The organism is Candidatus Pelagibacter ubique HTCC8051 (assembly GCF_000472605.1).
GTDB lineage: Bacteria > Pseudomonadota > Alphaproteobacteria > Pelagibacterales > Pelagibacteraceae > Pelagibacter > Pelagibacter communis_B.
Genome location: NZ_KI421440.1, coordinates 845,011 through 861,063, shown reverse-complemented (window position 1 = coordinate 861,063; position 16,053 = coordinate 845,011). Strand labels below are relative to the sequence as shown.

Here is a 16,053-nt window from a genome sequence, read left to right as displayed (position 1 = left end):
ATAACCTGTTTACAGTTTATGTCTGACTCAGTAATCAAATGTGAGGGTGTTTATAAAATTTTTGGTGAAAATGCCAAAAAAATGCTTGATGAAGCAAATGGTAATGTAGATGCAAAAACATTTCAAGAAAATGGATGCATTGTAGGCGTAAATAATGCTTCTTTTGAGGTTTCAAAAGGAGAAATGTTAGTTGTTATGGGTTTATCTGGATCAGGTAAATCAACTTTATTAAGATGTATTTCCAGATTAACAGATGCCACAGGTGGAAAGATTTTTATAGAAGGTCAGAACTTACTTCAGTTAAATAACAAAGAACTAATTGATCTAAGACGAAATAAAATGGGAATGGTTTTCCAAAGCTTTGCTCTATTACCTCACAAAACAGTTGTAGAGAACATTGCTTTTCCACTTCAAATTAAAGGGATTAAAATTGAAGAAAGCATTAGTAAAGCAATGGAAATGGTAAAATTGGTTGGTCTTGACGGAAGAGAAAACTATTTTCCAAGAGAACTTTCAGGAGGTCAACAACAAAGAGTAGGAATTGCTAGATCATTAGCTGTAGAACCAGACATATGGTTTTTAGATGAACCTTTTTCAGCACTAGATCCATTAATTAGAAAAGAAATGCAAGATGAGTTTTTAAGACTTCAAGAAAAATTACAAAAAACAATTATGTTTATTACTCATGATTTTGATGAAGCTCTAAAGCTAGCTGATCGAATTGCGATTATGAAAGATGGCATTATTGAGCAATTAGATACACCAGCTAATATTGTTTTAAATCCAGCAACAGAATATGTGAGGAAATTTACAGAAGAAGTTCCTAGAGAAAAAGTTTTACTAATCGAAGATGTTATGGATGCAACTACTAACGATAATTTAAGCGATTTGAAAGTTTCCAAAGATGAAATCATTGAAAATGTTGCGGAAAAAATTCTTACTCAAGAAAAAACAGTAACTGTAGTAGACGAAAATAATCAAATTATAGGCTCTATCAATCCATCAAAAATAATCAATACAGTTTTTGGGGGACGTAAAAATAACAGTTAGATTATGGAATTGATTAAAAAATACCCCAAATTATTTCAGTGGTTATTTTTATTAATTGTATTTTTTGCACTTTGCTTTGCAATTGATGTTCCTGAAACATACAAATTTATAAGGGGACAAGCAGAATTTATTAAAGACCCAAACCAAAGTTCCTACGTTTTATTTGGTAAAGAAGTAAGATATTATGCTTTTGATGTGTTTTGGAGATTACCACCACTTCTTGGGTGGCTCCCTATTTGGATAAATGACTCTTTATTTTTCTTAATGAATGAGTGGATGCCAATAGAGTTTTGGAACGAAGATACTCAAGAATTTAAAACACGTCCCTTAGTGTTGCAAATCACAAGAAATGTTACCTCTTTTATGACTTTTCTCATTGAATTAATAAGAGAAATTTTATTAGGTGGGCTTAATACTATTGTTGCATTTTCGAGTTGGGATTGGATCGATGCAAATCCGTGGGCAGAATTACCAGGATTACCATGGACAATCGTAGCAGCAGGCGCAACAATTTTGGCTTATAAACTTAGCGGTAAAGGACTTGCATTATTTGCTGCTTTAGTAATGATTTATATTTCCATTTTTGGTCAATGGAAACCTTCAATGCAAACACTCTCTTTTATATTAGTGGCAGCCCCATTATCATTTATTTTTGGGTTAGGTTTAGGCGTAGCAGCATTTAAAAGTAAAAGAGTTGAGAAAGCTTTGTATCCAATACTTTTAGTGATGCAGACAATGCCTCAATATGCAGTTTTAGTTCCAGCAATTGTTCTTTTTGGAGTGGGCGATCATGCGGCCGTAATCATAACCATGGTTGTTGCAGTTCCACCAATGATACTATTAACTTTATTAGGTCTTAGAGGAATATCTCCAGAGGTTATTGAGGCAGGTAAAATGAGCGGATGTAGTAATTGGCAATTGATGTCTAAAGTATTAATTCCAACAGCTAGAAGAGATATCTTGATTGGAGTTAACCAGGTTATCATGGTTTGTTTTTCAATGGCGGTTATTTCAGCTTTTATAGGTGCAAAAGGTTTAGGATTTAATTTATTGTTAGCATTAAATCAGTTAAATATTGGATTAGCGTTAGAGGCTGGATTATGTATTAGTTTAATTGCAATACTTTTAGATAAAATGTCTTTAGCTTGGGCTAATAAGCAAATTGATTATTTTGGTAACTTAACATTTTTTCAACGTCATAAAAATATATTATTTTTTAGTGCAGCAGTAGTATTAGGTATATTGTTTGCATACTTAGGATCTTTTTATTTTAAAGATGGGTATAATTATCTTTTCGAAGTTCCACACAACAAAGGTATATCAACAGCAGATTTTTGGAATAAAGGTGTTGATTGGATTTTTGATACTTTCTTTGTATATATAAAAGCATTTAACACGTGGTTAATTGTAGATGTGCTTCAGCCAATGCGTGCCTTATATTTAAGAATGCCTGCTGTAGCGACTTTAGTTTTAGTAGTAGGAGCAGGATATATAATAGGTGGTATTCGTTCTGCTTTAGTTGTTTGCGGATTAACATTATTTATAGCATTAAGCCCATGGTGGGATAGAGCTTTAGTTACAACTTACATGGCAACTTTTGGAGTTATTATATCTTGTATAATCGGATTTACAGTTGGTACTTTGTGTTTTCAGAATAAAAGTTCAGCAAGTTTCATGTTGGGAGTTTGTGATATTTTTCAAACTTTTCCATCATTTGTTTATCTAATACCTGTAATGATGCTTTTTGGAATAACAGATACATCTGTATTAATTGCAGTGATAGTTTACGCAACCATACCTGCAACAAGATATACTATTGAGGGTCTTAGAAGTGTTCCAGCAGCATTACATGATGCAGCGACAATGTCAGGTGTAACAAAATTTCAAAGATTATTTAAAATAGAATTTCCACTAGCTTTTCCACATATGATGCTTGGACTAAATCAAACCATAGTTTTTGCTCTATTTATGGTAATTATTGGTGCTTTTATTGGTACAGAAGATTTAGGACAATATATTTTAAAAGCCTTATCCGATAAAAAAGGTGCTGGCATAGGACTTACTTTAGGAATCTGCGTTGCATTTATAGGATTAATCTTTGATAATCTAATTAGAACTTGGGTAGATCAAAGAAAAAAACATCTTGGAATAATTTAAGATTAAAATCTAAAAAATTAATTTATTTGTTTAAAAAAGTTTTCAAAGAATCGTCCATTGCAGTTTCCCAAGCAGTGTGATGCATAGGAGCTACTGAGCCTGTAACAGGCGATGAGAAAGATTTATTTCTATAAGTCATAATATCTTCAACTTTGTGATGTTCCCATTCTTTGAAATGTTTTCTAATTAATTCAAAATCTATTTTAGGATAGTCAGATAAGCTGTGAAGTTCTTTAGTATATTCAGTCTGAAAATCAATCATTTGGTCTGGATTTTCTAATTTTTCTTCCATTGCTACCCACTTATTAATATCCTTTTCAACTTCAGAATTATTAGGAATCTTAATTTTGTTCATTATCACATCTCTTGCAAACCACGCTTGACAATCAAACATGTTAAATGTGTGAAATTGATCTTGCATGCCGAGGTATAAAAGTTTAGGATTTTTTTGCCATACTACACCTTTGTATAACATTGGCGGATATAATCTGTTTGTAGTTTCAAGTTTTAAATCTTCTGATAAAAATGGAAAATGATGAAGATAACCAGTGCATAAAATTATTGCATCCGCTTCTTGCTCATGGCCGTCTTTAAAAATTGCCTTACTACCTTCAAGTTTATCAAGGTGAAAAACTTCTTTCATTCCTTTTGGCCATTTAAATCCCATTGGATTGTGTCTATAACCTATTGTTACACTTTTAGCTCCATACTTATGGCATTGAAGAGCAACGTCTTCAGCAGAGTAACTACTGCCTAAAACTATAACATTTTTATTTCTAAATTCTTCTGCATCTCTGAAATCATGGGAGTGCATAATTCTTCCAGGAAAAGATTTCATTCCTTGATATTCAGGAATAAAAGGAACAGAGAAGTGACCAGTTGAAACAACCAAATAGTCAAATATATCTTTTGATTTTTTATTATTTTTCTTGTCACGGTAAGTTACTTCAAATTTTTCACCATCAAATAATGTATTTGTTACAGTATGATTAAATTTTACTTTATCTTTAAGATTACCTTTTTTGACCCTACCTAATATATAATTGTATAAAACTTCTCTTGGAGGAAAAGAAGGAATAGGTTTTCCAAAATGTTCATCAAAAGAATAGTCTGCAAATTCTAAACATTCTTTTGGTCCGTTTGACCAAAGATATCTATACATACTATTTGGGACAGGATCTCCATACTGATCAGAGCCAGTTCTCCAGCTATAATTCCAAAGGCCACCCCAGTCCTCTTGTTTATCAAAACAGACTATTTCAGGTATTTTTTCACCTTTCTTTTCAGCTTGTTCAAAAGACCTAAGCATTGATAAACCACAAGGTCCAGCGCCGATTATAGCAACTTTAGTCATAAATTATGAACTCCAATTTAATAATTTTATAATTCTACTTTACTAACAATTTTCTGAAAATTACAATGAAAAAAATCTAACCAAAGTGAGAATTTTTTGAAAAAATTAATATTATCTATAGACCAAGGAACAACATCATCTAGATCTATTTTATTTGATCTTAAGGGAAAAAAAATCTTTTCATCTCAGTATGAGTTTAGACAAATATTTCCAAATTTAGGATGGGTTGAACATAATCCTGAAGAAATTTGGAAAGTTACTTTAAGAACTATTAAAGAGGCGATAAAGAAAAGTAAAAGATTAAAAACTAAAATCATCTCAATTGGTATAACAAACCAAAGAGAGACAACTATTCTTTGGGATAAAAATACGGGTAAGCCAGTTTATAATGCAATTGTTTGGCAAGATAGAAGAACAAACAAAATTTGTTCAAATTTAAAAAAAAGAAAATTAGAAAATTTATTTAGACGCAAGACAGGATTATTTATTGATCCGTATTTTTCAGCAACAAAAGTGAAATGGATATTAGATAATATCTCAATATCAAAAAAACTTTTAAAAAATAAACAATTAATGTTTGGAACAATAGATACTTTTTTAATTTGGAGATTAACTAATAAAAAAAATCATCTAACTGATGCAACAAATGCTAGTAGAACCATGATGTATAATATTAATTCAAATAAATGGGATGATGAAATCCTAAAAAAATTGAATATTCCAAAATCTATTTTACCAAAAGTAAAAAATTCTGCAGATAATTTTGGAATAACGTCTAAAAAGATTATAGGTGAAGAGATACCAATTAATGCAGTGCTAGGAGATCAACAAGCAGCCGCAGTAGGACAAGCTTGTTTTGATAGAGGTTCAGTTAAAAGCACTTATGGGACAGGTGCGTTTGCTATAATCAATACAGGAAATAAAAAAATTTTATCAAAAAATAAATTATTAACTACAATTTGCTATAGATTAAATAATAAAAATACATATGCTTTAGAAGGTTCGATTTTTATTGCTGGTGCTGGTGTCCAATGGTTACGAGATAAAATTAAATTAATCAATAATGCTTATGAAACTGAAAAAATTGCAAAATCTAAATTAAATAATGATGGAGTGTATATTGTTCCAGCATTTACAGGTTTAGGAGCTCCATACTGGAGTGCAGAGTCCAAAGGTTTAATCACTGGATTAACTCGAAACACTGACTGGAAAAATTTAGTTAGAGCAATAATAGAGTCTGTTGCTTATCAAAGTTATGATTTATTTGATGCTATGAAAAAAGATGGATCTAGACCTAAAATTATTAAAGTTGACGGAGGTATGGTTGCTAACAAATGGTTTGCTCAGTTTTTATCAGATATATTGAATACAAAAGTATTACGACCAGTTATTCAAGAAACTACAGCATTAGGAGCAGCTTTCTTTGCTGGGTATCAAGCAGGTGAATTTAAATCCCTTAATGAAATAAAAAATAAATGGAAAAAAGATGCCATTTTTGTACCTAAAATTAACAAAAAATTAAGAAATAACTTATTGAAAGGGTGGCAACAAGCAATTAGAAAAACTTTAGCTTAATTTTAGCTTATGAAAAAAATAGTAATTATAGGAGCTGGTGCAATGGGATCTGCTTTTGCAGTACCATGTATTGAAAATAAAAATGATGTAACGATAGTAGGAACTCATCTAGAGGATAATTTGATAAAAGATATCATTTCAAATGATCATCTTCATCCTGGATTAAAAACAAAGCTCCCAAAAGAAATAAAATTTGTCCAATTCAAGGAATTACAGCCCCTTTTAGAAAAAGATTTAGATTTAATTGTTGCAGGAATTAGCTCAGTAGGAATTGAATGGTTTGTTAATCAGATTTCTAAAAATTATAAAAAAAAATTACCAATTGTTTTATTAACAAAAGGCTTATCTATAGTAGACAATGAACTTATAACTTTATCTGATAAAATTAAAAATCTATTAGAAAAAGATGGTCATTCACAAATTAATATCTCTGCAATTAAAGGCCCTTGTTTAGCTGCTGGCTTAGCAAATAAAATGAGAACTGGAACAGTTATCGCCAATCGAGATATAAAAGAGTGTCAGCTATTGAAAAAAATGATTTCAACAAATTACTATTCTACTGAAATATCAGAAGATATTACCGGAGTAGAGCTATCAGGGGCAATTAAAAATATATATTCAATGCTAATTGGTGCATCTGAAGGATTAAGCAATTCTCAATCCACAAAAGAAATTCAATCTAAATATTTTTTAAATACTGCGGCCTCATTAATTCATAGATCAATTTCAGAAATGGTTGAATTTGTTTCTCACTATGGAGGTAAACCAGAAACAGTATACGGTTTGGCAGGTCTTGGTGATTTATATGTAAGTGCCATTGGTGGAAGAAATAGTTTAATGGGAAAATATTTGGGTGAAGGATACTTATATAATGACGCTAAAGAAAAATTTATGAAAGATGTAACCGTAGAAGGTGCTCAACTTGCCTTGGAAATTGGACCAAGAATTCTTGAAGACTTAAATAGTAAAAATTTTCCACTAATGTTTAATATGTTAAATACTATTTGTGAAAATAAAAAATTAGAAATTAATTGGTAAATGAAATCAAATTGGAATTATCCAACAACTATGTGGGTTGGAAAAGACAGAATTAAAGATTTAAGTAATGCTTGCAAAACTTTAAATATTGATAGACCATTATTGGTAACCGATAATGGGCTTGCTAAATCACAAATTGTAATTGATGTTTTAATCAATTTAAAAGAACATGGTATTTTAGTGGAGCTATATTCTAATGTAGTGGGCAATCCAACTGGTACAAACGTGACTGAGGGTATTGATTATTATAATAAAAATAACTGTGATGGTGTAATAGCTTTTGGAGGTGGAAGTGGCCTTGATGTTGGTAAAGCAATCGCATTTATGTCAGGACAGACATTGCCCATATGGGATTTTGAGGACATAGGAGATAATTGGACTAAAGCAAATTCTGACAAAATAGTGCCAATTATAGCTGTACCAACAACTGCAGGAACTGGATCAGAAACAGGACGTGCTTCTGTAATATTAAATGAAGAAACAGGTGTTAAAAATATAATTTTTCATCCTAAACTCTTACCATCAATAGTTATTTTAGACCCAGTACTAACAATTGGTTTGCCCTCAAAAATTACAGCGGCAACTGGTATGGATGCTCTTGCCCATAATCTGGAAGCCTATTGTGCACCAGGATATCATCCGATGGCTGACGGAATTGCTTTAGAAGGTATGAGAATAATTAATGATTGGTTATTAGAAGCTGTCAATAATGGATCAAATATTGAAGCACGACAAAATATGTTAACAGCAGCCAGCATGGGATCAACAGCATTTCAAAAAGGTTTAGGCGCAATTCACTCATTAAGTCATCCAGTTAATGCTTTAAATAATGTTCATCACGGCTTATCTAATGCAATATTTATGCCTTATGTTTTAACTTTTAATAAAGATGTAATTGAAAAAAAAATAATTAAAATTTGTGAATATCTAGAACTTCAAGATCAATCTTTTAATGGTTTTATCAATTGGGTTTTAGATTTAAGAAAAAAACTTAATATGCCTCATAAATTATCAGAAGTGATAGACGAAAAAAATTTTGATCTTGATAGATTGTCAAAAATGGCTTTAGCAGATCCTTCTACAGGAGGAAATCCAAAAGAATTAAGTGAAAATGACATGAAGGTTATGTATCAACATAGTATGACTGGTGAGTTGTTTGAATGAGTAATTTAAATATTTTAATTGTTGAGGGTAATATTAGAGAAGATAGTGAGTTTTTTATTAAAGCAGCGGGAGCCTCTGCAGCAGATAATTTAAAAAATTTAATATTAAAGTTAGAGCCATCAACTAATACAGATATCATAAATCCAGGGCACGATGATGAGACTGCAAATGCTTTAGAAAATATGAGTAAATATAATGGCATCGTTTTTACTGGTGGTGCTATGAGAATAAATGATATGACGGATGTAATTAAGAAGCATATTAAATTTGCCTCTAATTGTTTTAATAAAAAAAAGAAAATTTTAGCAATTTGCTGGGGGCTACAAGTTTGTTCAACTGCAGCTGGTGGTAAAGTAAATCCTGGAAAAAATGGTGCCCATATTGGAATAGCATCGGATGTAATTATTAATAATGAAGGTGAGAAGCATTTTATTTATAAAAATAAAAAAAAAACTTTCACATCACCAGCCTTCAATTTTGATGAGGTAAGTGAATTACCAAAAAATGCTATTCTTTTATCAAGTGACAAAGTAAATAATGTAATGGGTATTAAGTTTGATGCGGGTAATTCTGAAATTATTGGTTTACAATATCATCCTGATTATGAATATTTTCAAATGCTTAATCTTATAGCTGGACGTAAAGAACGATTATTTAACAATAAAAACTTTTTTAATGAAGAACAGTATCAAAAACATATCTCATACATAAAGTCTGAAAGCGAATTATTGAGCTTTAATGATAGATCTTGTGAAGTTAGAAATTGGCTTAATTATATAAAAAACTAATTTAAAACAAGCCTTCAATTTCACCATCTTTGTTTAGCTTTATAGAGTCTGCTGCTGGAACTCTTGGTAGTCCTGGCATTGTCATAATAGCTCCACAAACTACAACAATAAATTCAGCTCCAGATGAAAGTCTGATTTCTCTAATTGGTAAAGCGTATCCTGAAGGAGCACCTTTAAGATTTGGGTCAGTTGAAAAACTATATTGTGTTTTAGCAACACATATAGGCAATTCTCCAAAACCTACTTCTTCAAAACCTTTTAACTGGTCTCTAATTTTTGTATCAGCGATTACTTCGTTAGCTCTATAAATTTCTTTAGCTATAGTCTCTATTTTTTTAAATAATGGAGTTTTACTTTCGTATAAAAAATGAAATTTAGCTTCATTTTTTTCACATAAGTCAGAAACGTGAGCCGCAAGTTCTTTTGTACCTTCTCCACCATTAGACCAATGAGTGCATAGACTTGCTTTGACACCCATTCCATCACAAAATTCTATCAAAGCTTTTACCTCGTTATCTGTATCCTTAATAAAATGATTAACCGCTACAGCAACCGGCAGACCAAACTTTTGAACATTTTCAATATGTCTTTCAAGGTTAACAAGTCCTTTTTTAAGAGCTTCAACATTTTCATTTTTAAGATCATCTTTTGCAACACCACCATGCATCTTCAGAGCTCTGATTGTTGCTACAATAACTACACAACTTGGTTTTAAATTTGATTTTCTACATTTTATATTAAGAAATTTTTCTGCTCCTAAGTCCGCACCAAAACCAGCTTCAGTTACAACATAGTCAGCAAGTTTTAATCCAGTTTTTGTTGCAATTACAGAATTACATCCATGTGCAATATTTGCAAAAGGACCACCATGAATAATTGCAGGATTGTTTTCTAAAGTTTGTGTTACATTAGGTCTGATGGCATCTTTTAACAATACGGTCATAGGACCCTCAGCTTTTAAATCTTTTGCAAAAACAGGTTTTTTATTTCTTGTGTAAGCAATCGTTATATTTCCAATTCTTTTTTCTAAATCTTCTAGATCATTTGATAAACAAAAGATTGCCATGATTTCAGAAGCAACAGTGATATCAAAACCATCTTCTCTTGGAAAACCATTCGCGACACCGCCCAAGTTTATATTTATAGACCTTAATGAACGATCATTCATATCCATTACTCTTTTCCAAACAATTCTTCTAACATCTATATCTAATTTGTTTCCCCAATAGATATGATTATCAATTAAAGCTGATAGAAGATTGTGGGCTGAAGTTATTGCATGAAAATCTCCAGTAAAATGTAAATTAATTTGTTCCATAGGAACTACTTGAGCGTACCCACCCCCTGCAGCTCCACCTTTCATTCCAAACGATGGACCAAGGCTTGGTTCTCTTAAACATACGATGGATTTTTTTCCAATTTTATTTAACCCATCATTTAATCCAACTGAAGTTGTAGTTTTACCTTCACCAGCTGGAGTAGGAGTGATTGCAGTAACTAAAATTAATTTACCATCAGGTTTATCTTTTAAAGTATCTAAATATTCCAAGTTAATTTTTGCGATGTGTCTTCCCATTGGGCTGAAAGCAGTACTTTCATCTGGAACATTTATCTTTGCTAAAACATCATTTATAGGTTGCATTTTAGCTTCTCTAGCTATTTGAATATCTGACTTCACATCACTCATTTAAAATCCTAAAGTTATTAATTTTTAATGAAGTCTTCATATCCCTTTTTGAGATCTTTGGAAACTTCTAAAAAATATATATAAAAAAAATAAGAACTATTTATATTCATTGAGATAAAAATATCTCATGCAAAAATATTCTATATTTAATCTAGTTAAAAATGCTTTTTCTGGGCATCAAAATTGGGATTTAGCTTGGAAAGATCCTACTCCAAAAAAAGAATATGATGTTGTGATTATTGGAGGAGGTGGTCATGGGTTAGCTACTGCTTATTATCTCGCAAAAGAACATAATATTACCAATGTAGCAATTATTGAAAAAGGTTGGATAGGTGGAGGAAATGTTGGACGTAATACTACAATTATAAGATCGAATTACATGCATGATGACAATGCACTCTTCAGCGAGTTTGGAATGGATTTATGGAGAAAGATGAGTCAGGATTTAAATTACAATGTAATGTTTTCTCCAAGAGGAATTATTAATCTTGCGCACTCTGATGCTCAAATGAATGTTTATGCGAGAAGAGGAAATTCAATGAGATTGAATGGAATTGATGCAGTTCTACTTAATAGAGAGCAAGTAAAAGAGATTATACCTATGGCAGATTTTTCTGAAAATGTAAGATTTCCTATTTTTGGTGGATTGATGCAACCAAGTGCTGGAACAGCTAGACATGATGCTGTTGCTTGGGGATATGCAAGACAAGCAGACTCAATGGGAGTTGATATAATTCAAAACTGTGAAGTTACAGGTTTTGATGTAAGTGGTGGAAAAATTAATGGAGTAAGAACGTCAAGAGGTGATATTAAAGTTAAAAAAATTGGTTTGTGTGTTGCAGGTAGCACGAACGTCTTAGCAGAAAAATTAAATATGACTTTACCGGTTGAAACACATCTTCTTCAAGCATGTGTTTCAGAACCAGTTAAACCAATTCTAGATCGAGTTGTTACTTTTGGTGCTGGCCATTTTTATATAAGTCAGTCTGACAAAGGTGAAATGGTAATGGGTGGAGATTTAGATGGATATAACAGTTATGCACAAAGAGGTAACTTACCAACTTTACAACACGTTTTAACAGAAGGTATTGCGATGATGCCTTTTCTTAGTAAATTAAAAATGCTTAGAACTTGGGGTGGAATAATGGATATGTCTATGGATGGATCTCCAATAATTGATAAAACACACATCGAAGGATTATATTTAAATTGCGGTTGGTGTTACGGAGGGTTTAAAGCAACACCAGCATCTGGTTGGACATTTGCTCACACAATAGCTCAAGATAGAGTCCATAAATTAAATTCTGGATACAGTTTAAATAGATTTAGCACAGGTCACTTGCTTGATGAAAAAGGACTTGGAACAAAAACTTGGATTTCATAAATGTTATATATCAAATGTCCTTACTGCGGAATGAGATCGCAAAATGAATTTTCTTATGGAGGTGATGCAACTGTTAAAAGACCAGAGCTTAACAAAGAAGTATCAGATCAAGATTGGGATAACTTTGTATATAATAGAAAAAGCCCAAGAGGAAAACATTGGGAATTATGGCAACATTTATCTGGTTGTAGACAATGGATAAAAGTTGAAAGAGACACATCTACTCATGAAATTTTTAATACTCTTAAAGCTAATGAGGAAATTTTATAATGTCACAAAGTTATAGATTAGATAATGTTGGCTTAATCAATAGAGATAAGAAGCTCTCATTTAAATTTAATGGTGTGACTTATAATGGGTACGAAGGTGACACTCTTGCTTCAGCATTAATAGCTAATGGAGTTCATTTAGTTGGAAGAAGTTTTAAATATCATAGACCAAGAGGTTTTTTTGGGGCAGGGGTCGATGAACCATACGCGATAGTTCAATTATTTAGAAACGGAGAAACTGAACCGAATATTAAAGCAACAGAACAAGAGCTTTTTGAGGGTTTAGAAGCGACGAGTGTAAATTGCTGGCCAAGTGTAAACTTTGATATTGGTGCTATAAATAATTTTTTAAAAATTTTTCTTCCTGCAGGATTTTATTACAAAACTTTTATGTGGCCAAAAAGCTTTTGGTATAAAGTTTACGAACCTTTTATTAGAAAAGCAGCGGGCCTTGGTGTAGCCTCAACTAAACACGATAAGGAAAGATACGAACACAAATATGAATACTGTGATTTATTGATTGCAGGATCAGGACCGTCAGGTTTGGCTAGTGCATATGCAGCTGCAAAAAATGGGGCAAGAGTTATTTTAGCTGAAGACAAAGCTAGGCATGGGGGAACTTTGTTAACTAGTGATGTTAACATAGGAAATCAATCAGGTAAGGAATGGGCTGATGGAATAATTTCAGAACTAAAAGAAATGCCAAATGTGATTGTTAAAAATAGATCACAGGTTTTTGGTTACTATGATCATAATATGTTAGTAATGTCTGAAAGAATTAGCGATCATCTTCCAAAAACAAAAAAGTTTCATCCAAAACAAAGACTTTGGTACATTAGAGCAAAAGAAGTGTTGATTTCTTCAGGATCAATAGAAAGACCAATCGTGTTTGGTAACAATGATACACCAGGTGTTATGCTTTCATCTGCAGCAAAAGAATATCTTAAAGTTTATGGAGTATTAGTTGGTAGAAATCCTTTAATATTTACAAATAATGATAGTGGATATGAAACTGCAATTGAGTTTAAAAAAAATGGGGTTGATCCAATTATTTTAGATACAAGAAAAAACCCACAATCAGAAATAGTAGATGAAGCAAAAAATTTAGGAATAAATATTAAGTTTTCTTATGTAGTAGTAGCTGCTCAAGGTTATAAAAAAGTAAAATCAGCTGATGTTGCTAAAATCTCAGATGATAAAGAACATCTTGGAACAGTAGAAAGTATTACATGTGATTGTATTTGTGTTTCTGGTTTTTGGACGCCTACCATCCATTTAGCTTCGCAATCAGGAAATAAAACAAAATTTAATGATGATATTGATGCATTTGTTCCAGGAACATCAAAGCAAAACGAAAAAACATTAGGTGCTGCAAATGGAATTTATACATTGGAAGAAACATTAAAGAGCTCTTTTAAAACCGGTCATGAGTTGTCGAAACAAATTACTAACAATAATAAGGAAATTTCATTTCCAAACGTAGTTGAGAAAAAATCTACAACACATGATAAGTTTTGGTGTGTACCATTACCAAAGGGAAAAAATTATAAAAGATTTTTAGATTTTCAAAATGATGTTGCGGTCTCAGACGTAGAGATTGCACTTAAAGAAGGTTATCGATCAATTGAACATGTTAAAAGATACACAACACTTGGAATGGCAACTGACCAAGGTAAAACAAGTAATTTAAATGGTTTACAATTAGTATCTAAAATTGAGAATAAAGTAGTCCCAAATGTTGGTCACACAACTTTTAGACCTCCATACACACCAGTTTCAATAGGAGCAATTGTTGGTAGAGAAGTAGGAAAACATTCAAAACCAACAAGAAAATCTCCAATACACTCTTGGCATGAAAAAAATAATGCAGTTTTTGTTGATGCAGGTGTGTGGTTAAGACCAAGATATTATAAACAAGGAGACGAAAATTTATTTGAAGGATCAAAAAGAGAAGCAAAAAATGTAAGAACAAATGTTGGAGTTTGTGATGTAACCACATTAGGTAAAATAGATATTAAAGGACCTGATGCAGCAGAATTACTTAACAGAGTTTATACAAATGCATGGTTAAAGTTACCAATTGGTAAAGCAAGATACGGTGTAATGTTAAGAGAAGACGGAATTGTGATGGATGACGGAACAACGACAAGAATTTCAGAAAATCATTATCACATGACAACTACTACAGCACAGGCTGCAAACGTTCTTTCTCACTTAGAATATTATTTACAATTAGTATGGCCAGAGTTAAATGTAAATGTAGTTTCAACTACAGAACAATGGGCAGGAGCCGCTATTGCTGGACCTAAGTCTAGAGACTTATTACAAAAACTATTTCCAAATTCTGATGTATCAAATGAAGGATTACCTTTTATGGGTTATATGGAAGGAGATTTATTTGGAGTTAGAGCTAGAATTTTTAGAATTTCATTCTCAGGTGAGCTCGCGTATGAAGTAAATGTTGAGTCTGATAATGGAAACTTTATGTGGGAAAAAATTATCGAAGTTGGTCAAGAATTTAAAATTCAACCATATGGAACAGAGGCTCTATCAACACTAAGAATTGAGATGGGGCACGTTGCAGGATCTGAGCTTGATGGACGAACAATACCATATGATAATTCTCTTGAAGGTTTATTAAGTAAAAAGAAAGATTTTATTGGAAAAAGATCATTAACAAGAGATGCATTTACCACAGAAGATAGACAAAAAGTAGTTGGTGTTGTTCCTTTGGATAAAAAAACAAGTATTCCAGAAGGTTCACATTTAGTGAAAGACTCTAATGCACCACTGCCAAATCCAAAATTAGGATATATTTCAGCTTCTTGTTGGAGTGTTGAACACGATAATCCTTTTTCTTTAGCGATATTAAAAGATGGAAAAAACATGATTGGAGAAAAGTTATTTGTGATGTCACCGCTTAAAAATAAAGTAATTCCAGTTGAAATAGTTTCTTCCCACTATGTTGACCCAAAAGGTGAAAGGGTAAGAGCATGAGTTTAATGTCAGCTTTAGCAAATATTCATACAACAGGTCAATTTGGCGATCATGAAGGCAAAAATGAAAATAATCTTTTAAAAATCTTTGAGATAAAAGATTTACTAATAGTTCAAATAGTTCAATATAAAAACTCTATAGTTTCAATTGAAAGTATTGATATTGATGGTTTAAAATTAAAAGACGAACCATTAAAAGTATCAAATAATAATGAAACAAGAATTTTATGGAATGGGCCAAAAAATTGGCTTTTAGTTTCAACAAAAAAAGATTTACTTAATAATATTTTGCAAATTTTAAAAGAAACAGATTTTGCTGTAACAGACATATCCCACTCAAGAGCTATAATTGAAATAGAAGGACATGATGTAAAAGAAGTTTTAAAAAAAGGGTGCCCTTTTAATTTTAATACTTTAGAAAAAAATAATTCAATAAATTCTATTTATAATGGAATAGCTTTTACGGTCGATATGCTAGATGACAATCCAGATAAAGTAAGATTGTTTGGTCTTAGAAGTTTTGGCGAGTCTTTGTATCATTCAATTACAGATGCATCATTAGAGTTTGGTTTTAAAGCTTTATAAATTTAT

At 31.7% G+C, this 16,053-nt stretch carries 12 protein-coding genes; 10 read left to right on the top strand and 2 right to left on the bottom strand.

The window, feature by feature from the left end:
• Window positions 1-18: 18 nt before the first annotated feature.
• Both F754_RS0104725 and F754_RS0104720 read left to right on the top strand, forming a co-directional pair.
• Window positions 19-1,050, top strand: a complete 1,032-nt coding sequence (locus tag F754_RS0104725) for a betaine/proline/choline family ABC transporter ATP-binding protein (protein ID WP_023648768.1) — start codon at window positions 19-21, stop codon at window positions 1,048-1,050.
• A gap of 3 nt (window positions 1,051-1,053) precedes the next feature.
• Window positions 1,054-3,207 carry an ABC transporter permease subunit gene (locus tag F754_RS0104720; protein ID WP_023648767.1) on the top strand — a complete coding sequence of 718 codons (2,154 nt, stop codon included), beginning with the start codon at window positions 1,054-1,056 and terminating at the stop codon, window positions 3,205-3,207.
• Between the two features lie 22 nt (window positions 3,208-3,229).
• On the opposite strand, the gene F754_RS0104715 is transcribed toward F754_RS0104720, so the two are convergent.
• On the bottom strand, window positions 3,230-4,561 hold the full coding sequence (locus F754_RS0104715) for an NAD(P)/FAD-dependent oxidoreductase (protein ID WP_023648766.1): 1,332 nt from the start codon (window positions 4,559-4,561) through the stop codon (window positions 3,230-3,232).
• Between the two features lie 96 nt (window positions 4,562-4,657).
• Between F754_RS0104715 and glpK the strand changes: the two genes are divergently transcribed.
• The 4 genes from glpK to F754_RS0104695 are packed head-to-tail and all read left to right on the top strand — an operon-like array spanning window position 4,658 to window position 9,126.
• Window positions 4,658-6,136 (top strand): glycerol kinase GlpK, encoded by a 1,479-nt coding sequence (gene glpK / locus F754_RS0104710; protein ID WP_023648765.1) that lies wholly within the window; start codon window positions 4,658-4,660, stop codon window positions 6,134-6,136.
• A 9-nt stretch (window positions 6,137-6,145) separates the two neighbouring features.
• Window positions 6,146-7,174 carry a glycerol-3-phosphate dehydrogenase gene (locus F754_RS0104705; RefSeq protein ID WP_023648764.1) on the top strand — a complete coding sequence of 343 codons (1,029 nt, stop codon included), beginning with the start codon at window positions 6,146-6,148 and terminating at the stop codon, window positions 7,172-7,174.
• Window positions 7,175-8,338, top strand: a complete 1,164-nt coding sequence (locus tag F754_RS0104700) for an iron-containing alcohol dehydrogenase (protein WP_027303462.1) — start codon at window positions 7,175-7,177, stop codon at window positions 8,336-8,338. It abuts the gene before it with no gap.
• Window positions 8,335-9,126, top strand: a complete 792-nt coding sequence (locus F754_RS0104695; RefSeq protein WP_023648762.1) for a type 1 glutamine amidotransferase — start codon at window positions 8,335-8,337, stop codon at window positions 9,124-9,126. Before F754_RS0104700 ends, F754_RS0104695 begins: the two co-directional genes overlap by 4 nt.
• A 1-nt stretch (window position 9,127) precedes the next feature.
• On the opposite strand, the gene F754_RS0104690 is transcribed toward F754_RS0104695, so the two are convergent.
• Complete coding sequence (locus F754_RS0104690) at window positions 9,128-10,813, bottom strand: formate--tetrahydrofolate ligase (protein WP_023648761.1); 1,686 nt, start codon at window positions 10,811-10,813, stop codon at window positions 9,128-9,130.
• A 127-nt stretch (window positions 10,814-10,940) separates the two neighbouring features.
• Between F754_RS0104690 and F754_RS0104685 the strand changes: the two genes are divergently transcribed.
• Genes F754_RS0104685 through F754_RS0104670 form a run of 4 tightly spaced genes read left to right on the top strand, consistent with a single transcriptional unit; the run spans window position 10,941 to window position 16,047 of the window.
• A complete protein-coding gene (locus F754_RS0104685) occupies window positions 10,941-12,197 on the top strand; it encodes a sarcosine oxidase subunit beta family protein (protein WP_023648760.1) in 1,257 nt (418 codons plus the stop codon).
• Window positions 12,198-12,467 carry a sarcosine oxidase subunit delta gene (locus F754_RS0104680; RefSeq protein WP_023648759.1) on the top strand — a complete coding sequence of 90 codons (270 nt, stop codon included), beginning with the start codon at window positions 12,198-12,200 and terminating at the stop codon, window positions 12,465-12,467.
• Complete coding sequence (locus F754_RS0104675) at window positions 12,467-15,463, top strand: sarcosine oxidase subunit alpha family protein (RefSeq protein ID WP_023648758.1); 2,997 nt, start codon at window positions 12,467-12,469, stop codon at window positions 15,461-15,463. Before F754_RS0104680 ends, F754_RS0104675 begins: the two co-directional genes overlap by 1 nt.
• Window positions 15,460-16,047 (top strand): sarcosine oxidase, encoded by a 588-nt coding sequence (locus F754_RS0104670; RefSeq protein ID WP_023648757.1) that lies wholly within the window; start codon window positions 15,460-15,462, stop codon window positions 16,045-16,047. The genes F754_RS0104675 and F754_RS0104670 overlap by 4 nt, the downstream gene beginning before the upstream one ends.
• Window positions 16,048-16,053 lie beyond the last annotated feature (6 nt).